Genomic DNA, 22,738 nt, shown 5'->3' with positions numbered 1-22,738 from the left:
GCGCCCCGGCATCTCGGGTGCAACAAGGCTGCCGTGCCGACGATAAAGCGAGTATGCGGTGGCGAGCGACCGCTGCCTACACTCGAGAATCTGCTCTGCCTTAGGGGATGCACACGATGGACTCCCACCGACGCTCGAACCGGGACAACCGTCGGCGCAAGACCCGTAGCCCGCTGTTCGCCCAGCTGCTGACGGGGGCGGTCGAGGCTGCCGCGGAGTCGGTCGCCATCCGGTACAACCCCACCGGTGCGCCCGGCGACCAGGAGGAGCTGAGCTACCGCGAGCTGGACGCGGCCTCCTCCAAGCTGGCCCGCGAGCTGATCAGCCGGGATGTCGGCCCCGGGTCGGTGGTCGCCATCGCCATCACCCGGTCGGCGGAGTCGGTGCTCGCGGTGTGGGCCATCGCCAAGGCGGGCGCGGCCTACGTGCCGGTCGACCCCACCTACCCGCGCGAGCGGATCGAGCACATGGTGGCCGATTCCGGCGCCGAGTTCGGCCTCACGCTGAGCAGGCACCGGCCGGTGCTCGGCACCGCCGCCTACTGGATCGAGCTGGACGACCCCGCCGTCGCCGCGCGCATCGACGGGCGCCCGGGGCACCCCGTCTCCTACGAGGACCGGGTGCGGCCGCTGCACGCCGAGCACCCGGCCTACGTGCTCTACACCTCCGGGTCGACCGGGAAGCCGAAGGGCGTCGTCGTCACGCACACCGGGCTCGGCGCGCTGGTCGCGCACGAGCGCGACCACTACGACGTGCGGCCCGGCTCGCGGGTGCTGCACATCTGCTCGCCCAACTTCGACGTCTCGGTGCTGGAGCTGCTGCTGGCCTTCGCCACCGGCTCCACGCTGGTGATCGCGCCGCCCGGGGTCTTCGGCGGCTTCGAGCTGGCCGATCTCATCCGCCGCGAGCGGGTCACGCACATGCTCATCACGCCGGGCGCGCTGGAGTCGGTGGAGCCGGGCGGGTTCGACGAGCTGCGCTCGGTCATGGTGATCGGCGACCGCTTCGGCCCGGAGCTGGTCCGGCGCTGGGCCGTCCCGCCGCGGAACTTCTTCAATGCCTACGGCCCCACCGAGGCCACCATCGCCGCCACCGGCACCCCGGCGCTGCGGGCGGGCGAGCCGATCACCATCGGCACCGCCTACCCGGGCGTGCACGTCTTCGTGCTCGACGCCAGGCTGCGGCCGGTGCCCGCCGGGGTGGCCGGCGAGCTGTACCTGGCCGGGCCCGCGCTGGCCCGCGGCTACCTGAACCGCACCGCGCTCACCGCGAGCCGCTTCGTGGCCTGCCCGTTCGGCAGCGAGCTCGGCGAGCCGGGCAGCCGCATGTACCGCACCGGCGACCTGGCCAGGCGCACCGACTCCGCGCACGGCCCGCTGGAGTTCCTCGGCCGGACCGACTTCCAGGTCAAGGTGCGCGGCTTCCGGGTGGAGCTGGGCGAGATCGATGCCGCGCTCACCGCGCACGAGGACGTCGACTACGCCGCCACGCTCGGCAAGGTGCTGCCCTCGGGGGTGACCGCGCTGGTCTCCTACGTGCTGCCCCGGCCGGGCGCGGTGCTCGACACCGAGAAGCTGGTGCTCTTCGCCGGGCGGGCGCTGCCCGCGTACATGATTCCCGCCGCCGTCGTCGTCCTCGACCACATCCCGCTGAACCCGGTGGGCAAGCTGGATCGGGCCGCACTCCCGGAGCCGGTCTTCGCCGCGCGCGAGTTCCGGGCCCCGGAGACCGCCGCCGAGCTGGCCGTCGCGGAATCCTTCGCCGCGGTGCTCGGCACCGATGCCCCGGTCGGCGCCGACGACGACTTCTTCGAGCTGGGCGGCAACTCGCTGCTCGCCGCGCAGGCCGCGGCCAGGATCGGCACCGCGCTGGCGGCCAAGGTCCCGGTGCAGCTGCTCTTCGAGGCCACCACCGTTTCCGCGCTGGCCGAGCGGGTGGCGGCGTACGCGGGCACCGGTGCGCGGCCGCCGCTCACCGCGCAGCCGCGCCCGGAGCGGATCCCGCTCTCCTACGCGCAGCAGCGCATGTGGTTCCTGAACCGCTACGACCCCACCTCGGCGGTGAACAACATCCCGATGGCGGTGCGGCTCACCGGCGCGCTGGACGTGGCGGCGCTGGAGCTGGCCGTCACCGACCTGATCGGCAGGCACGAGGTGCTGCGCACCGTCTACCCGGAGCTGGACGGCGTCGGCTACCAGGACATCCGGCCGGTGGACGACCCCGTGGTGCCCCGGCTGGAGCGCGGCCGCGCCACCGAGGACGAGATCCAGGAGCTGGTCATGGCGGCCGCCGCGCGCGGCTTCGACGTCACCGCGGCGCCGCCGGTCCGGGCGATCCTGCTCGACCTCGGCCCGGACGACGCGGTGCTGGTCTGCGTGGTGCACCACATCGCCGCCGACGGCTTCTCGCTGGCCCCGCTCACCCGCGACCTGATGACGGCGTACCTGAGCCGGAGCCGCGGCGCCGAGCCGGACTGGGAAGCGCCGACCGTGCAGTACGCCGACTACGCCCTCTGGCAGCGGAACGCACTCGGCTCCGAGGACGACCCCGCCTCCACCATGGCGCATCAGCTGGACTACTGGCGGGCCCGGCTCGCCGAGCTGCCGCCGCAGCCGGAGCTGCCCGCCGACCGGCCGCGCCCCGCGGTGGCCTCCTACCGCGGCGACACCCTGCCCTTCCGGGTGGACGCGGGCACGCACGCCGGGCTGCGCCGGCTCGCGGGCGAGCACGACGCGACGCTCTTCATGGTGGTGCACGCCGCGCTCGCGGTGGTGCTGAGCCGGCTCTCCGGCACCGGCGACGTGGTGATCGGCACCCCGGTCGCGGGCCGCGGCGACGCGGCGCTGGACGACGTCGTCGGCATGTTCGTGAACACCTTGGTGTTGCGCGCCGCGGTGCACCCCGAGGTCCCCTTCACCGAGCTGCTGCGCGCGGTGCGCGGCGGCGATATCGCGGCCTTCGGCCACGCCGACGTGCCCTTCGAGCGGCTGGTCGAGCTGCTCGACCCGGTGCGCTCGCCCGCCAGGCACCCGCTCTTCCAGGTCATGCTGACCTTCCAGAACACCGCGCGCGCCGAGCTGGAGCTGCCCGGGCTCTCGGTGCGCCCGATCACGCTGCACAGCACCGGCCAGGCCCGCTTCGACCTGCAGCTCACCCTGGTCGAGCACCCCGGCTCCGGGCTGGAGGCGGCGATCGACTTCGCCACCGACCTCTTCGACCCGCCCACCGTGCGCGATTTCGCCGACCGCTTCGTCCGGGTGCTCGCCGCCGTGGCGGCCGACGCCACCGTCCCGGTCGGCGACCTCGACCTGCTCGCGCCGGGTGAGCAGGAGCTGGTGCTGAACGCCTGGAACACCGCGGGCGCACCGGTCCCCGAGCTCACCCTGGTCGACCTGGTGGCGGCGCGCGCCCAGGCCAGGCCGTACTCGGTGGCCGTGCGCGGCCCCGGCGAGCTCGGCACCGAACTCGACTACGGCACGCTCTGGGCCCGCGCCGAGAAGGCCGCGCGGGCGCTCATCGAGCTCGGCGCGGCACCGGAGACCGTGGTCGCGGTGGCCGCGGGGCGCACCGAGGAGCTGCCGATCGCGCTGCTCGCGGTGCTCATGTCCGGCGCCGCCTACCTGCCGCTGGACACCGGCTACCCGGCGCAGCGGCTGAATTTCCTGCTCGCCGACGCCGCCCCGGTCGCGGTGCTCACCACCGGCGCGGAGCGGGAGCTGCTCCCGCCCACCGACATCCCGGTGCTGACGCTGGCCGAGCTCGGCACCGGCGACGAGCCGGACGAGCACGTCACCCAGGTGCTCGCCCCGCAGCGGCGGCTGGCCGCCGCGCGCCGCGGCGAGCTGCGCCCGGACAACCTCGCCTACATCATCTACACCTCCGGCTCCACCGGGACGCCCAAGGGCGTCCGGGTGACGCACCGGAACGTGCTGGAGCTCTTCGCCAATACCCAGCTCATCTTCGACTTCGACGCCGACGACGCCTGGACCCTCTTCCACTCTTTCGCCTTCGACTTCTCGGTGTGGGAGCTGTGGTGCGCCTTCGCCACCGGCGGCACCGTCGTCCTGGTCGACCAGCTGACCGCGCGCTCGCCGGAGGCGTTCCGCGCGCTGCTCGTCCGCGAGCGGGTGACCGTGCTGAACCAGACCCCGTCGGCCTTCCGGCAGCTCGCCGAGGCGGACCGGGTCGCGGTGGCGGGCGGCGCCGACCCGCTGGCGCTGCGCTACGTGGTCTTCGGCGGCGAGGCGCTCGACCTGCGCGGGCTGCGCGCCTGGTACGAGCGGTACCCGCGGGACGCCCCGTGGCTGGTGAACATGTACGGCATCACCGAGACCACGGTGCACGTCACCTTCCAGGTGCTGGACGAGCGGCTGGCCGCGGAGGCGGTCGGGGTGATCGGCCGCGCGCTGCCGGGCGTCAGGGCGTACGTGCTGGACGACCGGCTGCACCCGGCGCCGGTCGGGGTGATCGGCGAGCTGCACGTCAGCGGGGGGCAGCTGGCCCGCGGCTACGCGGGGCAGCCCGGCCGCACCGCGGCGCGCTTCGTGGCCGACCCGTTCGGCCCGCCCGGCGCCCGCATGTACCGCAGCGGCGACCTGGGCCGCTGGGCCGGGTTCGGTGCGGGCATGGCGCTGGAGTACCTGGGCCGCGCCGACCAGCAGGTGCAGGTGCGCGGCTTCCGGATCGAGCCGGGCGAGGTGGAGGCCGCGCTGCTCGGGCTGGACGGCGTCGCCGAGGCGGCGGTGCTGGTCCGCGCGGACGAGCACAGCGGCGAGCGGCTGGTCGGGTACGTGGTGCCCGGCCAGGTCTGGGACGCCTTCACCGACGCCGGGCCGGACCCGGCGGTGCTCCGCGCCGAGCTGGCCACGGTGCTGCCCGCGCACATGGTGCCGGATGTGATCACCGTGCTGACCGCGCTCCCGCTCACCCGCAACGGCAAGCTGGACCGCACCGCGCTGCCGAGCCCCGAGGTGATCGGGGCCGCGCAGGCGCAGGCCCCGGCCGGGCCGATCGAGCAGGGCGTCGCCGACGTCTTCGCCGGGCTGCTCGGCGCCACCGAGGTCGGCCGGGACGACGACTTCTTCGCGCTCGGCGGCAACTCGCTGCTCGCCACCCGCGCGGTGGCCAGGGTGAACGAGGCGCTGGACGCCGCGGTCTCGGTGCGCGACCTCTTCGACGCGCCCACCGTCGCCGCGCTCGCCGACCGGGTGGTGGCCAGCGCCGCCGCCGCGGACGGCCGCGCCGAGCGGCCGCCGCTGGTGCCGGTGCGCCGCCCGGAGCGGGTGCCGCTCGCCCCCGCCCAGCACCGCATGTGGGTGCTGAACCGGCTGGATCCGGAGTCGCTGGTCTACAACATCCCGCTCGCCATCCGGCTCACCGGCGAGCTCGACGCCCCCGCGCTGCGCACCGCCGTCGCCGACGTGCTCGACCGGCACGAGCCGCTGCGCACCCGCTACCCGCTCGGCCCGGACGGCGTGCCGTACCAGGAGGTGCGCACGGTCGAGGAGACCATGCCGGAGGGGCTGCCGGTGCGCCGCGCCGCCGACCCGGGCCGGCTGGTCGCCGAGCTCATGGGCAACCCGTTCGACGTCGCCGAGCACGTGCCGGTGCGCGCCCTCCTGGTGCAGACCGGCCCGGTCGAGCACCTGCTCGTCCTGGTCCTGCACCACATCTGCGTGGACGGCGCCTCGGTGGCGGTGCTCGCTCGCGACCTGGTGACCGCCTACGCCGCCCGCTCGTCCGGCGCGCGGCCCGCTTTCGCGCCGCTCGCGGTGCGCTACGCCGACTACGCCATCCGGCAGCAGGAGGTCGTCGGCTCGGCCGACGACCCCGGCTCGCTCGCGAGCCGCCAGCTGGCCTACTGGCGGGAGCAGCTCGCCGGGCTGCCCGCCGTGCTCGAGCTGCCCTGGGACCGCCCCCGCCCGGCCACCCCGACCATGCGCGGGCTGACCGCGCGGGTGGTGATCCCGGCCGAGGTGCACGAGGCGCTGATCCGGCTCACCCGCGGCCGCAACGCCACCGTCTTCATGGCCGTGCACGCCGCGCTCGCGGTGCTGCTCGCGCGCTTCGCGGACAGCAATGACCTGGCCATCGGCACCCCGTACGCCGGGCGCGGCGAGCGCGCGCTGGACGACCTGGTCGGCATGTTCGTCAACTCGCTCACGCTGCGCACTGTGCTCGAACCGGAGGAGAGCTTCACCGAGCTGCTGGACCGGGTCCGGGAGACCGACCTGACCGCCTTCGCGCACGCCGAGGTGCCGTTCGAGCAGGTGGTGGAGCACGTGGTGGCCGGGCACGTGGGCCCGCACCACCCGCTCTTCCAGGTCATGCTGGCCTTCCAGAACGTGGAGCCGCCCGCGCTGGAGCTACCCGGGCTGCGGGTGAGCGCGCTCGACCCCGGCGCCGTCACCGCCAAGTTCGACCTGCAGGTCGTGGTGGAGCCGCGGCCGCGGGTGGACGGCCACGCGGGCGAGCTGGTGGCGCTCTTCACCGTCGCCGCCGACGTCTTCGACGAGGTCGCCGCGCAGTCCTTCGCGCGCCGCTTCGCCCGGGTGCTGGCCGCCGTGGCCGACGACCCGGAGATCCCGGTCGGCGCCATCGATCTGCTCGACGCCGCCGAGCGGGAGCGCGCGCACGCCCGCACCCAGCTGGCCGCGGCCCCGGTCGCCGCCGCCACGCTGCCCGAGCTCATGACCGCCGCGGTCTGGAGCGCGCCGGTCGGCGCCGCCGTGCGGTACGCCGCTACCGGCGGCGGCGCGGTGGAGTTCACCTACGCCGAGCTGGACGAGCGCTCGAACCGGGTGGCGCGGGCGCTGATCGCGCGCGGCGTCGGCCCGGAGGACATCGTCGCGGTGGCCATGCCGCGCTCGCCGGAGTCGGTGCTCGCCGTCTGGGCCATCGCCAAGGCGGGCGCCGCCTATCTGCCCGTCGACCCGGACCACCCCGCCGAGCGGGTGGCGCACATGATCGCCGACTCCGGGGTGCTGCTCGGGCTCACCGTCGCCGGGGTGCGCGACCGGCTGCCCGGCGCCGCCGAGTGGCTGCTGCTGGACAGCGAGAACACCGCCTACGCCGCCTACCCGGCCGGCGCGGTCGAGCAGACCGACCGGCGCAGGCCGCTGGAGCCGAGGCACCCGGCCTACGTCATCTACACCTCCGGCTCGACCGGGCTGCCCAAGGGCGTCGTGGTGACGCACGCCGGCTTCGCCCGGCTCGGCGCGCACCAGCGCGAGAAGTTCGGCATCACCCCGGACTCCCGGGTGCTGCACTTCGCCTCGCCCTCCTTCGACGCCTCCTTCCTGGAGCTGCTGATCACGCTGGCCGGCTCGGCCACCGCGGTCGTGGTGCCGCCGACCGTCTACGGCGGCGCCGACCTGGCCGCGCTGCTGCGCCGGGAGCGAGTGACGCACGCCGTCTTCACCCCGACCGCGCTCGCCTCCATGGAGCCGGACGGCCTGGACGACCTGCGGGTCATCCTCACCGGCGGCGAGGTGCTCAAGGCCGAGCTGGTGCGGCGCTGGGTGCTGCCGATCGGCGGGAACGCCATCCGCGAGTTCTACAACGCCTACGGCCCCACCGAGGCCACCGTCGCCACCACCGTCACCGAGCAGCTCAGCGGCAGGCTGGTGCCGACCGTCGGCACCGCCATCCCGGGCAACGGGGTGTACGTGCTGGACCGGCGGCTGCGCCCGGTGCCGGACCGGGTCGTCGGCGAGCTGTACCTGACCGGCGCGCAGCTGGCCCGCGGCTACCTGGCCCGGCCGGGGCTCACCGCGGACCGCTTCGTCGCCGACCCCTTCGCCGCCGACGGCTCCCGGCTCTACCGCACCGGGGATCTGGTGCGCTGGACCAGGTCCGGCGATCTGGAGTTCGTCGGGCGCACCGACACCCAGGTCAAGATCAGGGGCAGGCGGATCGAGCTCGGCGAGATCGACGCCGTGCTGGCGAGCCACGCCGACGTCGACTTCGTGGCCACGCTCGGCATCGACCGGCCCGGCGGCGGCACCATCCTCGCCGCCTACGTGCGGCCGGTGCCGGGCAGCACGCCGGAGCCGAGGGAGCTCTTCGCGCTGGCCGAGCGGAGCCTGCCCGCCTACATGGTCCCCGCCGCCATCACGCTGCTGGACGAGGTCCCGCTGGCGCCGACCGGCAAGCTGGACCGGGCCGCGCTGCCCGCCCCCGTCCTGCGCGGCGCCGCCTACCGTGCCCCCGCCACCCGGCTGGAGGCGCTGGTCGCCGGGGTCTTCGTCGAGCTGCTCGGCGCCGACCGGGCCGGTGCGGACGACGACTTCTTCGCGCTCGGCGGCAATTCGCTCAGCGCCACCAGGCTGGCCGCCCGGCTCGGCGCCCGGCTGGACACCACGGTGCCGGCCCGGCTGGTCTTCGAGGCCCCGACGGTGGCGGCGCTGGCCGCCCGGCTCGCCGAGATGCAGGGCTCCGGCGCGCGCCCCGCGCTCACCCCGGTGCCGCGCCCGGAGCGGCTCCCGCTCTCCCCGGCGCAGCAGCGCATGTGGTTCCTGAACCAGTTCGACACCACCTCGCCCACCGACACCATCCCGGTGGCGCTGCGCCTCACCGGCGCGGTCGATGTCGCCGCCGTCCGCGCCGCCGTCGCCGACGTGCTGGCGCGGCACGAGGCGCTGCGCACCGTCTACCCGGCGGTGGACGGCGCCGCGCACCAGGTGGTGCTCCCGGTCGCCGGGGTGCTGCCCGACCTGGACCCGCGCCCGGCCGACCCGGCCACGCTGCCCGCCAAGCTCGCCGACTTCGCCAATGTCGGCATCGACGTCACCGAGCAGCCCCCGGTCCGCGCCGCGCTCTACGAGCTGGGCCCGCAGGAGTACGTCTTCGCGCTGGTGCTGCACCACATCGCCGCCGACGGCGCCTCGGTCGCCCCGCTGGTCCGCGACCTCAGCACCGCCTACCTGGCCCGCGCCGAGGGCCGCGAACCCGCGTGGGCCCCGCTCCCGGTCCAGTACGCCGACTACACCCTCTGGCAGCGCGAACTGCTCGGCGCCGAGGACGACCCCGAGTCCATGGCCGCCACCCAGCTCGGCTACTGGCAGGCCACGCTGGACGGCATCCCCGCCCGCCTCGACCTGCCCGCCGACCACCCCCGCCCCGCCGTCGCCTCCGGCCGCGGCGCCAGGCACCCCTTCGCCATCCCGGCCGAGACCTACGCCGCGATCGAGGAACTCGCCCGGCGCCACGGCGCCTCGGCGTTCATGGTCACGCACGCGGCCTTCGCGGTGCTGCTGGCCCGGCTCACCGGCACCCGCGACATCACCGTCGGCACCCCGGTCGCGGGGCGCGGCGAGGCGGTCCTGGACGACCTGGTCGGCATGTTCGTCAACACCCTGGTGCTGCGCACCGCCATCGACCCCGCCGAGCCCTTCACCGAGCTGCTCGCCCGGGTCCGGGAGACCGACCTCGGCGCCTTCGCGCACGCCGAGCTGCCCTTCGAGCGGCTGGTGGAGGTGCTCGACCCCGAGCGCAGCGCCGCGCACCACCCGCTCTTCACCGTCGCGCTGTTCTTCCAGAACCTCGACCCGGTCGCGCTCGAGCTGCCGGGCCTCACCGTGGCCGGGCTCGACGTCGACGGCGTCCGCGCCCGCTTCGACCTGCAACTCACCGTCACCCCGCCGCGCGGGGGCGCCGCGGCGGCCGAGTTCGCCTACGCCACCGACCTCTTCGAGCCGGAGACCGTCGCGGGCTTCGCCGACCGGCTGCTCCGCCTGCTGGACGAGCTGGTCGCCCGGCCGTCCGTCGCGGTGGGGGACGCCGCGCTGCTGACCGCCGCCGAGCGGGAGGCCGCGGTGTGGTCCGGCCCGGCGTTCCCGGTTCCGGTCGAGGAGCTGCTGGACGGGTACCGCCGGGTGGCGCGCACGCTTCCGGCGCAGGTCGCGCTGGAGTACGAGGGCCGCGTCCTCACCTACGCCGAGTTCGACGCCGCCGTGAACCGGCTCGCCCGGCTGCTCATCGCCCGCGGCGCCGGTCCGGAGACCGTTGTCGCGCTCTCGATCCGGCGCTCCCCTGAGCTGGTGATCGCGATCTACGCGGTGCTCACCGCGGGCGCCGCCTACCTGCCGCTCGACCCCGAGCACCCGGCCGAGCGAATCGGCACCGTGCTCGATATCGCGGCACCGGTCTGCCTGCTCACCACCGCCGCCGACCGGGTGCCAGCCCCCGCCGGGCTGCCGGTGCTCGAGCTGGACAGCCTGGACGCCACCGGCTTCGCCGCCGAGCCGCTCGCCGCCCACGAGCGGCGCGCCCCGCTGCACCCGGAGCACCCCGCCTACCTGCTCTTCACCTCCGGCTCGACCGGGCAGCCCAAGGGCGTCGCGGTGCCGCACCGCGCCATCCACCAGCAGATCAGCTGGATGCTGGCCCGCTACCCGCTGCAGCCGGGCGACCGCTACCTGCAGAAGACCGCCACCACCTTCGACGTCTCGCTCTGGGGCTGGCTGCTGCCGCTGCGCGCGGGCGCCAGGCTGGTGCTCGCCGCCCCCGACGGCCACCGCGACCCGCGCTACCTGCTCGACACCATCGCGGCGCGCGGCATCACCGTCACCGACTTCGTCCCGTCCGTGCTCACCGCGCTGGTCGCGGCGGCGGGCCGGGGGAGCGCCGAGCTGGCGAGCCTGCGCGAAGTCTTCGTGATCGGCGAGGCGCTGCCGCCGGAGACCGCCGCCGCCTTCGCCGCCGCCACCCCGGCCCGGCTGCACAACCTCTACGGCCCCACCGAGGCCGCCGTCTCCATCACCGGCTGGACCGCGCGCCCCGGCGCCCCGGTCGCCATCGGCGAGCCGCAGGGCGGCAGCCGGGTGTACCTGCTGGACGAGCGGCTGCACCCGGTGCCGGACGGCGTGGTCGGCGAGCTCTACCTGGCCGGTGGCCAGCTGGCCCGCGGCTACGCCGGCCGCCCCGACCTCACCGCCGACCGCTTCGTGGCCGACCCCCTCGGCCCGGCCGGTTCCCGCATGTACCGCAGCGGTGACCTGGTGCGCCGCAGCGCCTCCGGCGAGCTGGAGTACCGCGGCCGCGCCGACTTCCAGGTGAAGTTCCGCGGCCAGCGGGTCGAGCTGGGCGAGATCGAGGCCGCGCTGCTGGCCGCGCCCGGGGTCGCGCAGGCCGTCGTGGTGCCGGTGCCGGTGGCCGAGGGCGAGCACCTGGTCGGCTACGTGGTCCCCGCCGACGGCGCCCGGCTCGACCGCGACGCACTGCGCACCGGGCTCGCCGCCCGGCTGCCCGGCTACCTGGTGCCCGCCGCGCTGGTCGAGCTGGCGGCGCTGCCGCTCAACAGCTCCGGCAAGCTGGACCGCCGCGCGCTCCCCGCCCCGGAGTTCACCGCGCGCGCCTTCAGCGCGCCGAGCGGCCCGGTGGAGGAGCTGGTGGCCGCGGCCTACGCGGAGGTGCTCGAGCGCACCGGCGTCGGCCGGGACGACGATTTCTTCGCGCTCGGCGGCAATTCGCTGGGCGCCATGCGGGTCGCGGCCCGGATCGGCGCGGCGCTGGAGCGCCGGGTCCCGGTGGCGCTGGTCTTCGAGCTCCCGGTGGTCTCGGCGCTGGCCGCCCGGCTCACCGGCGCGCCCGTCGAGGATGCCCCCGCCCTGGTGGCGGCGGCCCGCCCGGCGACGGTGCCGCTCTCCCCGGCCCAGCGCCGCATGTGGTTCCTGAACCAGTTCGACACCGCCGCCACCGCCTACAACATCCCGGTCGCGGTGCGGCTGCGCGGCGCGCTCGACACCGCCGCGCTGCGCGCCGCGCTCGGCGACCTGCTCGACCGGCACGAAACGCTCCGCACCCGCTACCCGGACGGCGGCACCGGCCCCGAGCAGCTCATCCTGCCGCCCGGCGGCGGCATCGAGCTCGGCATCGAGCCGGTGGCCGCGGCCGACGTCACCGAACGGGTGGCCGAGCTCGCCGCGACCCCGTTCGACGTGGCCGCCGAGGTCCCGGTGCGGGTCGCGCTGCTCGCCGTCACCGATCCCGAGCCCGGCGCCGACGAGCACGTGCTCGTCGTGGTGCTGCACCACATCGCCGCCGACGGCTGGTCCATCCGCCCGCTCACCCACGACCTGGTGGCCGCCTACCGGGCCCGGGTCGACGGCGCCGCCCCCGAGTGGGCGCCGCTGCCGGTGCAGTACGCCGACTACGCGCTCTGGCAGCGCGCCACCGTCGGCGACCCGGACGACCCCGACTCGCTCGGCGCCGCCCAGCTGCGCTACTGGCGGGACGCCCTGGAGGGGCTGCCCGCGGAGTCCACCCTGCCCGGCGACCGGCCGCGCCCCGCGCAGCCCGCGCTGCGCGGCGGCTCGGTCGCCTTCACCGTCGACCCCTCGGTGCACCGCGCCCTGGACGAGCTGGCCAGGGGCACCGGCGCCTCGCTCTTCATGACCGTGCACACCGTGCTCGCGGTGCTGCTGGCCCGGCTCGGCGGCGGCGACGACATCGCCGTCGGCACCGCGGTCGCGGGCCGCGGCGTCGCCGAGCTGGACGACGTCGTCGGCATGTTCGTCAACACCCTGGTGCTGCGCAGCCGGATCGACCCGGCCGAGCCCTTCGCCGAGCTGCTGGCGCGGCAGCGCGAGACCGACCTGGCCGCCTTCGCGCACGCCGACGTCCCGTTCGAGGAGGTCGTGGCGGCGCTGGAGCCGGAGCGGGCGCTGAACCGCAGCCCGCTCTTCCAGGTCGCGCTGGCCTACCAGAACCTGCCCGCCACCGGCTTCGCGCTGCCCGGGCTGGAGCTGACCGTGCTCGACCCGCAGCTGCGGGTGGAGCGCTTCGACCTCTCCGTCGCCATCGGCGCGGCCGGGCCGGAGCGGGACGCCGCGCTGGTCGGCTCGGTCGGCTACGCGCTCGACCGCTACGCCGAGTCCACCGTGCGCGCCTTCGCCGGGCGCTTCGTCCGGCTGCTCGCCGCGGTCGCCGCGGCGCCGCGCACCCCGGTCGGCGACCTGCCGCTGGTCACCGAGGCCGAGCTGGGCGGGTCGTCGCGGCTCGGCGGCAGGCCAGCGCCGGATCTGCTCACCCTCTCCGACCTGCTCACCGGCGCGGCCGCGCAGGCGCCGGGCACCGTCGCGCTGCGCGCGGGCGACCGGGTGTGGAGCTACGACGAGCTGCAGACCCGCTCCGCGCGGCTGGCCCGCGCCCTGATCGACAGCGGCATCGGCCCCGGCGACGTGGTCGCGATCGGCATGCCGCGCACCCCGGAGTCGGTGCTCGCCATCTGGGCGGTGGCGCAGACCGGCGCCGCCTTCGTCCCGGTCGACCCGGACTACCCGCCGGAGCGGGTGGCCTTCATGGTCACCGATTCCGGCGCGGTGCTCGGCCTCACCCTCGCCGCCGTGCGCGACCGGCTCCCCGCCGACCTGCCCTGGCTGGCGCTGGACGGCCGCGGCTCGGACAACTGGATCAACGAGTTCGGCGCCGCCCCGGTCACCGACCGGGACCGGCTGGCCCCGCTCAGCCCCTCCGATATCGCCTACGTGGTCTACACCTCCGGCTCCACCGGCGCGCCGAAGGGCGTCGCGGTGAACCACCTCGGGCTGGCCGGGCTGGTGGTGGCGCAGCGGGTCGCGCTGCGCGCCTCCGGCGAGTCCCGGGTGCTGCACGTCGCCTCGCCCTCCTTCGACGCCTCGATCTTCGAGCTGCTGCTGGCCGCCGGTGCCGCCGCCACCCTGGTCATCGCCCCGCGCAGCGCCGCCAGCGGCGACGAACTCGCGGAACTGCTGCGCGCCGAGGCGGTCTCGCACGCCGTGCTCACCCCCTCGGTGCTCGCCACCCTCGACCCGGCCGCGCTGCCCGACCTGGTCTCGCTGCTCGCCGCGGGCGAGGCGAGCCCGCCGGAGCTCGCCGCCCGCTGGGCCATCGCGCTGCCGGACGGCCGGGTGCGCGAGCTGCACAACGGCTACGGCCCCACCGAGGCCACCGTCATGACCAACAGCGCCCGGCTGCAGCCCGGCGCGCCGGTGACGCTGGGCGAGACCGTCGCCGGGATCACCGAGTGGGTGCTCGACGGGCGGCTGCACCCGGTGCCGACCGGCGCCGTCGGCGAGCTGCACATCGCGGGCGCCGCGCTGGCCGAGAGCTACCGGAATCGCCCCGCGCTCACCGCCTCCCGCTTCGTCGCCTGCCCCTGGCTGCCCGGCCAGCGCATGTACCGCACCGGTGACCTGGTGCGCCGCACCGCCTCCGGTGACCTGGAGTTCCTCGGCCGCAACGACCTGCAGGTGAAGATCCGCGGCCTGCGGATCGAGCCGGGTGAGCTGGAGGCCGTGCTCACCGCGCACGAGTCGGTCGGCTTCGCGGTGGTGCAGCCGCGGCGGCTGCCCGGCGGCGCGGTCGGGCTGGTCGGCTACGTGCTGCCCGCCGACGGCCACGAGATCGGCGTCGAGCAGCTGCACGCCTTCGTCACGCACCGGCTGCCCGCGCACCTGGTGCCCGCGGCGCTGGTGGTGCTGGACAGCATCCCGCTCACCCCGGGCGGCAAGCTGGACCGCGCCGCGCTGCCCGCCCCGGTGCCGTCCGGCGGCACCGCGCGGCCCCCGGTGGACGCCACCCAGGCCCGGCTGGCCGAGATCTTCGGCCGGGTGCTCGGGCTGGAGCAGATCGGCGTCGACGACTCCTTCTTCGCGCTCGGCGGCGACAGCATCTCCGCCATCCAGGTGGTCGGCGCGGCCCGCGCGGCCGGGCTGGTGATCACCGCGCGCGAGGTCTTCGAGCAGCGCACCGTGGCCGGGCTGGCCCGGATCGCGCGCACCGCCGCGCACCAGGGCAGCGCGCCCGCCGAGCTCTCCGGCGGCGGCATCGGCTCGCTGCCGCTGCTCCCGGTGCTCGCCGACTTCCTGGAGCGCGGCGGCATCGTCGACCGCTTCGGCCAGTTCATGGTGCTCGCGCTGCCGCCCGGCATCGACCGGGCCGACCTCGTCGCCACGCTGGCCGCGGTGGTCGAGCGGCACGACGCCCTGCGCGCCCGGCTGCGCCCGGTGCCGGGCGGCTGGGAGTTCGAGACCAGGGCCACCGGCGCGGCCGAGCTCGTCGAGGCCGCCATCACCCGGCTCGACGTGCCCGCCGCGGCGGGCGAGGTCGAGCTGAACCGCTTCGCCACCGTCGCCGCCGACACCGCGCTGGCCGAGCTGGCCCCGGCCGCGGGCCGGATGTTCGCCGGGGTCTGGCTGCACCGCCCCGACGAGCGCGACGCGCTGGTGCTCGCCGTGCACCACTACGTGATCGACGGCGTCTCCTGGCGGGTGCTGCTGCCCGACCTGGTCACCGCATGGGCGCAGATCTCCGCCGGGATCGAGGTGGAGCTGCCCCCGGTCGGCACCTCGCTGCGCCGCTGGGCGCACGGCCTCGCCGCCGCCGCACCCGGCCGCACCGGCGAGCTCCCGCTCTGGCGCTCGATCCTCGCCACCCCCGACCCGCTGCTCGGCGTGCGCGCGCTCGACCCGCGCCGCGACACCCACGCGGGCACCGGTCGCTTCGAGGTGCCGGTGCCGGGCCCGATCGCCGCCGCGGTGCTCACCCGGCTGCCCGCGCTCTACCACACCGGCCCGGACACCGCCCTGCTCACCGCGCTCGCCATGGCGGTGCGGGCCTGGCGCTCCCGGCGCGGCGTCGAGGCCGCGACCACCGTGGTCCGGGTGGAGGGCCACGGCCGCGAGGAGCAGGCGGTGCCCGGCGCCGACCTGGCCCGCACCGTCGGCTGGTTCACCACCGTGCACCCGGTCGCGCTCGACCTGAGCGCCGTCGCGCTCGGCCCCGACTACGAGGGCGGGGCCGGCGCCGCCGAGGCGGTGCGCGCGGTCAAGGAGAACCTGCGCGCCGTGCCCGATCGCGGCATCGGCTTCGGCATGCTGCGCCGGCTCGACCCCGATGGCGAACTCGCCGAACCCGCGCACCCCGGCCAGATCTCCTTCAACTACCTGGGCCGGGCCGGCGGCATCGCCGGCGCGCTCACCATGGACTGGCTGCCCACCGGCGAGTTCGGCCGGATCGAGCTGGACCCCGCGCCCGAGCTGCCCGCCTCCGGCGTCATCGAGATCGACGCCGTCGCCGACGATCTGGACGGCATCCGGCTCACCGCCACCTTCCGCTACGTGGCCGGCATCCTGGACGAGGCCGATGTCCGCGATCTCGCCGAGGACTGGCTGGCCGCGCTGGAATCCCTCGCCGGGCACCTGGACCACCCCGCCGCGGGCGGGCTCACCCCCTCCGACGTCGAGCTGGTCACGGTGGTGCAGCCCGAGCTCGACAGCTGGCGCGCGGCCGGCGACGGCCTGGTCGACGTGCTCCCGGTGACCCCGCTGCAGGCCGGGCTGCTGGTGCACAGCGCCGAGCCGGGCCCCGACTACTACGTCATGCAGTTCGCCCTCGAACTCCCCGCCGACGTGGACCTGGACCGCCTCTACGCCGCCGGGCTCGCCCTGCTCGACCGGCACGCCGTGCTGCGCACCGTCTTCGCGCACACCGCCGACGGCACCCCCGTGCAGCTCGTCTACGAGCGGGTCCCGCTGCCCTGGCGGCACTTCGAGCCGGTGCCCGACGCCGACCTGCCCGCGCTGCGCGCCGCCGAGCGCGCCGAGCCGATGGACCCCGGCACGGCCCCGCTGCTCCGGATGACGGTGTACAGCACCGAATCCGGGCGCGCCCACCTGACGCTCACCCTGCACCACCTGCTGCTCGACGGCTGGTCCATGCCGCTGCTGGTCCGGGACCTGCTGGTGCTCTACGCGGGCGGCCCCGAGCTGCCCGCGCCGCGGCCCTACCGCAACCACCTGCGGTACCTCGCCGAGCGCGACCGCGCCGCCGCGACCGCGGCCTGGGCCGCCGCGCTGGACGGCGTCGAGCCGACCCTGCTCGCCCCCGCGCTCGCCGCCTTCGCCGGGCCGGTGCGGCCCGAGCAGCGCGACGAGGTCGGCACCGCCGTCGTCGAGGTCGATGGCACCAGGACCGCCGCGCTCGGCGCGCTCGCCACCGGCACCGGCGTCACCCTCGCCACCGTGGTGCAGGCCGCCTGGGCGCTGGTCGTCGGCGGCGCCGTCGGCAGCGACGACGTGGTCTTCGGCGCGGTCGTCTCCGGCCGCCCCGCCGAGCTGGCCGGCGCCGAGGAGATGGTCGGGCTCTTCGCCACCACCGTCCCCGTCCGGGTGCACACCGGCGGCCCCGGCACTGTGCGCGACCTGCTCACCCGGCTGCAGTCCGAGCAGGCCGCGCTGCTCGACCACCACCACCTCGGCCTCGCCGAGATCCAGCGCGCCCCCGCGCACCGCACCGGCTCCGCCGACCCGCTCTTCGACACCCTCGTCGCGGTGGAGAGCTACCCGGTAAACACCGAGGCGCTGCGCGCCGCCACCGAGCACGCCACCGGCGCCACCGGGGTCGGCGGCACCGAGGCCGTCACCTACACGCACTACCCGATCACCCTGCTGGTCGACGTGGGCGCGCAGCTCGGCATCCGGGTGCTCTTCCGCCGCGACACCGTGGAGGACTCGGTCGCCGCCGTGCTCACCCAGCGGCTGCGCGTCGTCCTCGACCGCCTCTCGCTCGGCCCCGACCGCAAGCTGGCCGCGCTCGACCTGCTGCCCGGCCCGGAGCGCGCCGTCCTCGACGCGCTGAACGACGGCGCGCTCGCCCCGCCGCCCGGCGAGGACACCCTGGTCTCGCTCTTCCGCGACCAGGTCGCGCGCACCCCCGACGCGCCCGCCGTGACCTTCGGCGCCGAGACCCTGAGCTACGCCGAATTCGGCCTGCGCGTAGCCGGTTACGCCGGTGCGCTCGCCGAGCTCGGCGCCGGGCCGGAGCGGCTGGTGGCGGTGGCGCTGCCGCGCTCGCTCGACCTGGTGACCGCGATCTACGCGGTGCTGGAGACCGGCGCCGCCTACGTCCCGCTCGACCCCGCCGACCCCGCCGAGCGGATCGACGCCGTCCTCGCCCATATCCGTCCCGAATTCGTCCTCGCCACGGCCGATTTCAGCACCGGCACCGGTACCGCCGTCGTCGACTTCGCCGAGCTGCGGCCCGGGATCGCGCGGGGCTCCGTGAACCGCCCCGACACGCTCGCCTCCGTGGTGCACACCTCCGGCTCCACCGGCCGCCCCAAGGGCGTGCTCATCACCCACCGCCAGCTGGTGAACCAGCTGCGCTGGGCGCAGGCCGCGCACCCGCACGACGGCACCGACGTCGTGCTGCACAAGACCCCGGTCACGTTCGACATCCACGCCTGGGAACTGTTCTGGCCCCTGCAGACCGGCGCTCGGCTGGTGATCGCCGAACCCGACGCGCACCGCGAACCCGCGCTGCTGCGCGCCCTCATCGAGCGCGCCGGCGTCACCACCGTGCACTTCGTCCCCTCGCTGCTCGACGCCTACCTCGGGCTGCTCGCCGAGACCCCGGGCGAGCCCGCCGCGCTGCCGCGCCGGGTCTTCGCCGCGGGCGAGGCGCTGAGCCGGACCACCGTGCACCGCTGTACCGCGCTGCTCGCCGGTGAACTGCACAACTGGTACGGCCCCGCCGAGGCGACCGTGGTCACCGCCTACCGCGCCGACACCGACGGCGGGACCGGCCCGGTCCCCATCGGAACCCCGGTCGCGGGCACCGACATCCACGTGCTCGACGGGCTGCTGCGCCGGGTGCCGATCGGCGCACCCGGCGAGCTGTACCTGGCCGGGGTCCAGCTGGCCCGCGGCTACGCCGGCGAGCCGGGGCGCACCGCCGAGCGGTTCGTCGCCGACCCGTTCCGCCCCGGTGAGCGGCTCTACCGCACCGGCGACATCGTCCGGCTCGGGCGGCGTGGGCTGGAGTACCTGGGCCGCAACGACTTCCAGGTGAAGCTGCGCGGGCAGCGGGTCGAGCCCGGCGAGGTGGAGGCGGTGCTGCGCGCGCACCCCGCCGTCGCCGCGGCCGCGGTGACCGTCGCCGACGGGCGGCTCGTCGCCTACCCGGTGCCGGTCCCAGGTGAGGTCGCCGACCCCGTCGAGCTGCTCGCCTTCGCCCGCACCCGGCTGCCCGGGTACCTGGTGCCCGCCGCCGTCGTCCCGCTCGCCGCGCTGCCGCTCACCGGCACCGGCAAGCTCGACCGCCGCGCCCTCCCCGCCCCCGACTTCGCCCCCCGTGCGGGCCGGGAGCCGTCGACCGCCACCGAGCGGCTCGTCGCCGCCGCCTTCGCCGCCGCGCTCCCCGGCGCGCCCGCCGTCGGCGCCGACGACGATTTCTTCGCACTCGGCGGAACGAGTCTCGACGCGGTGCGCGTCGTCGCCCGCCTCGTCGCGGAAACCGAGGTGCCCGTCCGCGTTCCGTGGCTGTTCGACGGAGCCACGGTCGCAGATCTCGCCGCGCGGATCGACGGGGTTCGCGGAGTCCCCGGTCTGCCCGCGGCCGGGGGAGTGCCGGTGGAGTCCGGGGCGCACGCGGACGCCGATGCCGGAGCGGACCCGTCCGGCGAGGGCGATCGTGCCGCCCACCTCCTCCCGGACGCCCCTTCCGCCGCCCCGGGCACCGACCTCGGCACCGACGACCCGGCGACCTCCGTCTACCAGCCCGTCCCCGCGGGCAAACACGCCGCCGAACCCACCGCGCCGGCGGACCCGGCCCTCGCCGTCGTCCTCCCGCTCCGCACCGGCGACGCCAAGCAATCGCCCCTGTTCTGCATCCACCCCATGGCCGGCCTGGCCTGGTGCTACCAGCCCCTCGCCACCCGCCTCACCCCCGGCATCCCGGTCTACGGCATCCAATCCCCGGTCCTCTCGGCGCCCCTCACCGGCCCGGACGCCTGGGACGGCCCGGAATCGCTGGCCGAACTGGCCGAGCGCTACGTCACCGAGATCCGCGCGGTGCACCCGGACGGCCCGTACAACCTGCTCGGCTGGTCCCTCGGCGGCGTCCTCGCGCACGAGGTGGCGGTCCGCCTGCGCGCCGCGGACCAGCAGGTCACCCTGCTCGCCCTGCTCGACGCCGACTTCGCCTTCGACCTCGGCACCTGGCGCGAGACCACGGTCCGCATGCTCGCCGAGATCGGCATGCACGACGTCGACCCCGACCGCCTCGCCGAACTCTCCGAGGAGCACCTGGCCGCCCTGCACCGCAGCATCCCCGCGGAAATGGTCGAGGTCGACCGCGCCCGTCTGCGCGCCGCCTACACCACCGCGGTCCGCTCGGTGCTGCTGCTCCCGCGGCACCGCCCCGGCGTCTTCGACGGCACCGTGCACTACTTCCGCGCCGCCGCCGACGACCGACGGCACCACGACGTCATCGGCTCCTGGCGCCCGCACGCGGCCCGCATCCTCGACCACGAGGTCCCGGTCCGCCACGAGGAGATGACCGACGCCACCGCCCTCACCACCGTCCTACCCCTCCTCGACGCCCTCCTCACCGCCGACGCCCCCACCGAGATCCGCCCCCTCCCCAAACACGCCGCCCCCACCCCCGAGACCCCCTGGGCCACCCCCGCCAACGGCACCTCCCTCCCGCCCGCCGACCCGGCACCCCCCGCCGCGCCTCCACGCTCGACTCCCGCGGACGAGACCGCCCCCGCCGCCCCGGCACGGCCGGCCGAACCCTCGTGGTCGGCTCCCGCGACACCGTCCGCCGAATCGGCGCCGCCCGGGGAGTCCGCGTGGGCGACCCCCGCGAACGGCACCGCAATGCCGTCGGCCGACCCGGCCCCTTCGGCCGAATCCCCGTGGGCGACACCTGCGAACGGCACCGCTGTGCCTGCTGCCGACCCGGCACCCTCCGCCGAGTCCCCGTGGGCGGCCCCCGCGAACGGCACCGCAATGCCGTCGGCCGACCCGGCACCCTCCGCCGAATCCCCGTGGGCGACACCTGCGAATGGCACCGCTGTGCCTACTGTCGAACCGGCGCCCGCCGACCCCGTCGGCGAGTCCCCGGAGATCACGCCGTCGACCCCCACGGCCACCCCCGCCGAAGAGTCACCCGACGCCTCGGCACAGCCCGCATGGGCAACCCCCTCGAACGGCACCCCGGTCCCGAGCGCCACCTCCGCGGCAACCGGCCCCGACTACCCCTGGGCGACCCCGCCGAACGGCACCCCGAGGGAAGACACCACCCCGGCGGGAACCGCCCCCGACTACCCCTGGGCAACCCCGTCGAACGGCGTCCACGCACCGAACCCCGCCGACGAACTCCCGTCCTACGACGAGGACAGAACCCCCCGCCACCGCGCCCGCCCGGCCACCCCGAACCCCTTCGGCCCCGCCCTCACCGACCCCGAGCCCAAGGTCGAGCCGAGAACCCAGGTCCCGACCATCTCCACCTCGTCGCTGACCACCGCGGTCCTCCCGTCCCGCCTCCCTGTTACCACCCCGACCGCGGCCGCCCTCGGCCTCGGCGTCCACCCCCGCGCCGCCGCGGTGGACGTCCCCGCGGGCACCGACCCGGCAGCGGTCCGCCTGGCGATCGACGCGGTCCTGGAACGCCACCCCCTCCTCTGGTCCCGCTGGCGCCAGGAGCCCGGCGCCCCCGGCCCGGTCTTCGAGATCCCGCCGCGTGCCGAGCGCGTCGACGACCCCTTCGTCCACCTCCCGCTCTCCGGCGACCTGCCGCCGCTGGACCGCATGGTCGCCGAGGTCTCGGCCGAACTGGACCCCGCGGCGGGCCGCAATATCCGCGCCGTCCTCGCCGCCCGCCCGGACGGCTCCGCCACCCTGCTCCTGGTCGCCTCGGCCCTGGTCGTGGACGACACCACCTGGCGCATCCTGGCCGACGACCTCGCCGCCACCTGGTCCGGCAGCAGGCACGCCAACCCGCCCGGCGCCGACGACGGCGTCACCGAGCTGCTCACCGCCCTGCGCCGCCGCCTGGCCGGCGCCGAGCGCGCCGAGCTGGACTGGTGGCGCGGCACCCTCGCGGGCCGCCCGGCCGAGCCGCCGATCCCGGCCGGCGGCCGCCGCCGCATCTCGCTCACCATCACCGCCGACGGCACCGCCGCGGTGGCCGCCGCCGCGGCCGCGCACGGCGCCGAGGTGCTCGACGTACTGCTCGCCGCCACCGCGCTCGCCGTCCGCACCGCCGCCGACCAGGCCGTCACCAGGGCCATCGGCCCGGTCCTCCGGCTGCAGGCGGACGGCAGGACGGCGGGCCGCACCCACGGCGTCGCCGGCGCCTTCGACCTGAGCTACCCGTTCCCGCTGCCGCAGGCCACCGTCGACGTGGCCGAGGCGCTGGTCGGCGGCCCGGCGGCGGGCGCGCTGCTGGAGCGGGTGGCGGCCGCGCGGGCCGCGGTGCCCTCCGGCGGCGCGGGCTACGCGGTGCTGCGGCACGTCACCGCGCGCCGGGAGCTGGCGGCCGCGGCGCAGGGCCGGTACGCGCTGCGCTACCGCGACGTCCGCCCGGCCCGGGTGCTGGTCGAGCCGCCGATCCCGGATCTGCTGCTCGACCTGCTCATCGACGTCGGCCCGGACGGCCTGCTCGTCCGCTTCGACTACGTCGAGGCGGCGTTCAACCAGGACGAGATCCGGGTCTTCGCCGAGCACTGGGTGCGCGCGCTCGGCGGCCTCGCCGAGCACGGCTCGCAGCAGCCCGCCGCGCGCTGACTCCCGCGTCCGCGCGCCGAACCCGTTCCGCGCGCGGCGCGGGCGGTCAGGCATGATGGGGCGAAGTCACAGTAACGTCACGCGGGGCCACGGCGACTACACAGACCGTAGGGTTCGGGACGTGTGTCCGCGTCTGGACGTGCCAGTCGACCAACCCGAGACGAAGCGAAGGTGTGAAATTGATA

The 22,738-nt window shown here is 76.2% G+C and carries 1 protein-coding gene; it reads left to right on the top strand.

Annotation, left to right across the window (positions count from 1 at the left end; genetic code table 11):
* Positions 1 to 116 precede the first annotated feature (116 nt).
* Entirely contained in the window at positions 117 to 22,553 is a 22,437-nt protein-coding gene (locus AB0H71_RS12770; protein ID WP_357018947.1) for a non-ribosomal peptide synthase/polyketide synthase, read from the top strand.
* The last annotated feature ends 185 nt before the right edge of the window (positions 22,554 to 22,738 follow it).

Source organism: Nocardia sp. NPDC050697 (assembly GCF_040654395.1).
Classification (GTDB): domain Bacteria; phylum Actinomycetota; class Actinomycetes; order Mycobacteriales; family Mycobacteriaceae; genus Nocardia.
Note: the sequence above shows the minus strand (reverse complement) of the source record. Positions and strands in the feature narration are given on the sequence as shown.

Coding starts and splice junctions, on each gene's coding strand:
- AB0H71_RS12770 (WP_357018947.1), top strand. CDS start 117: ATGGACTCCCACCGACGCTCGAACCGGGACAACCGTCGGCGCAAGACC.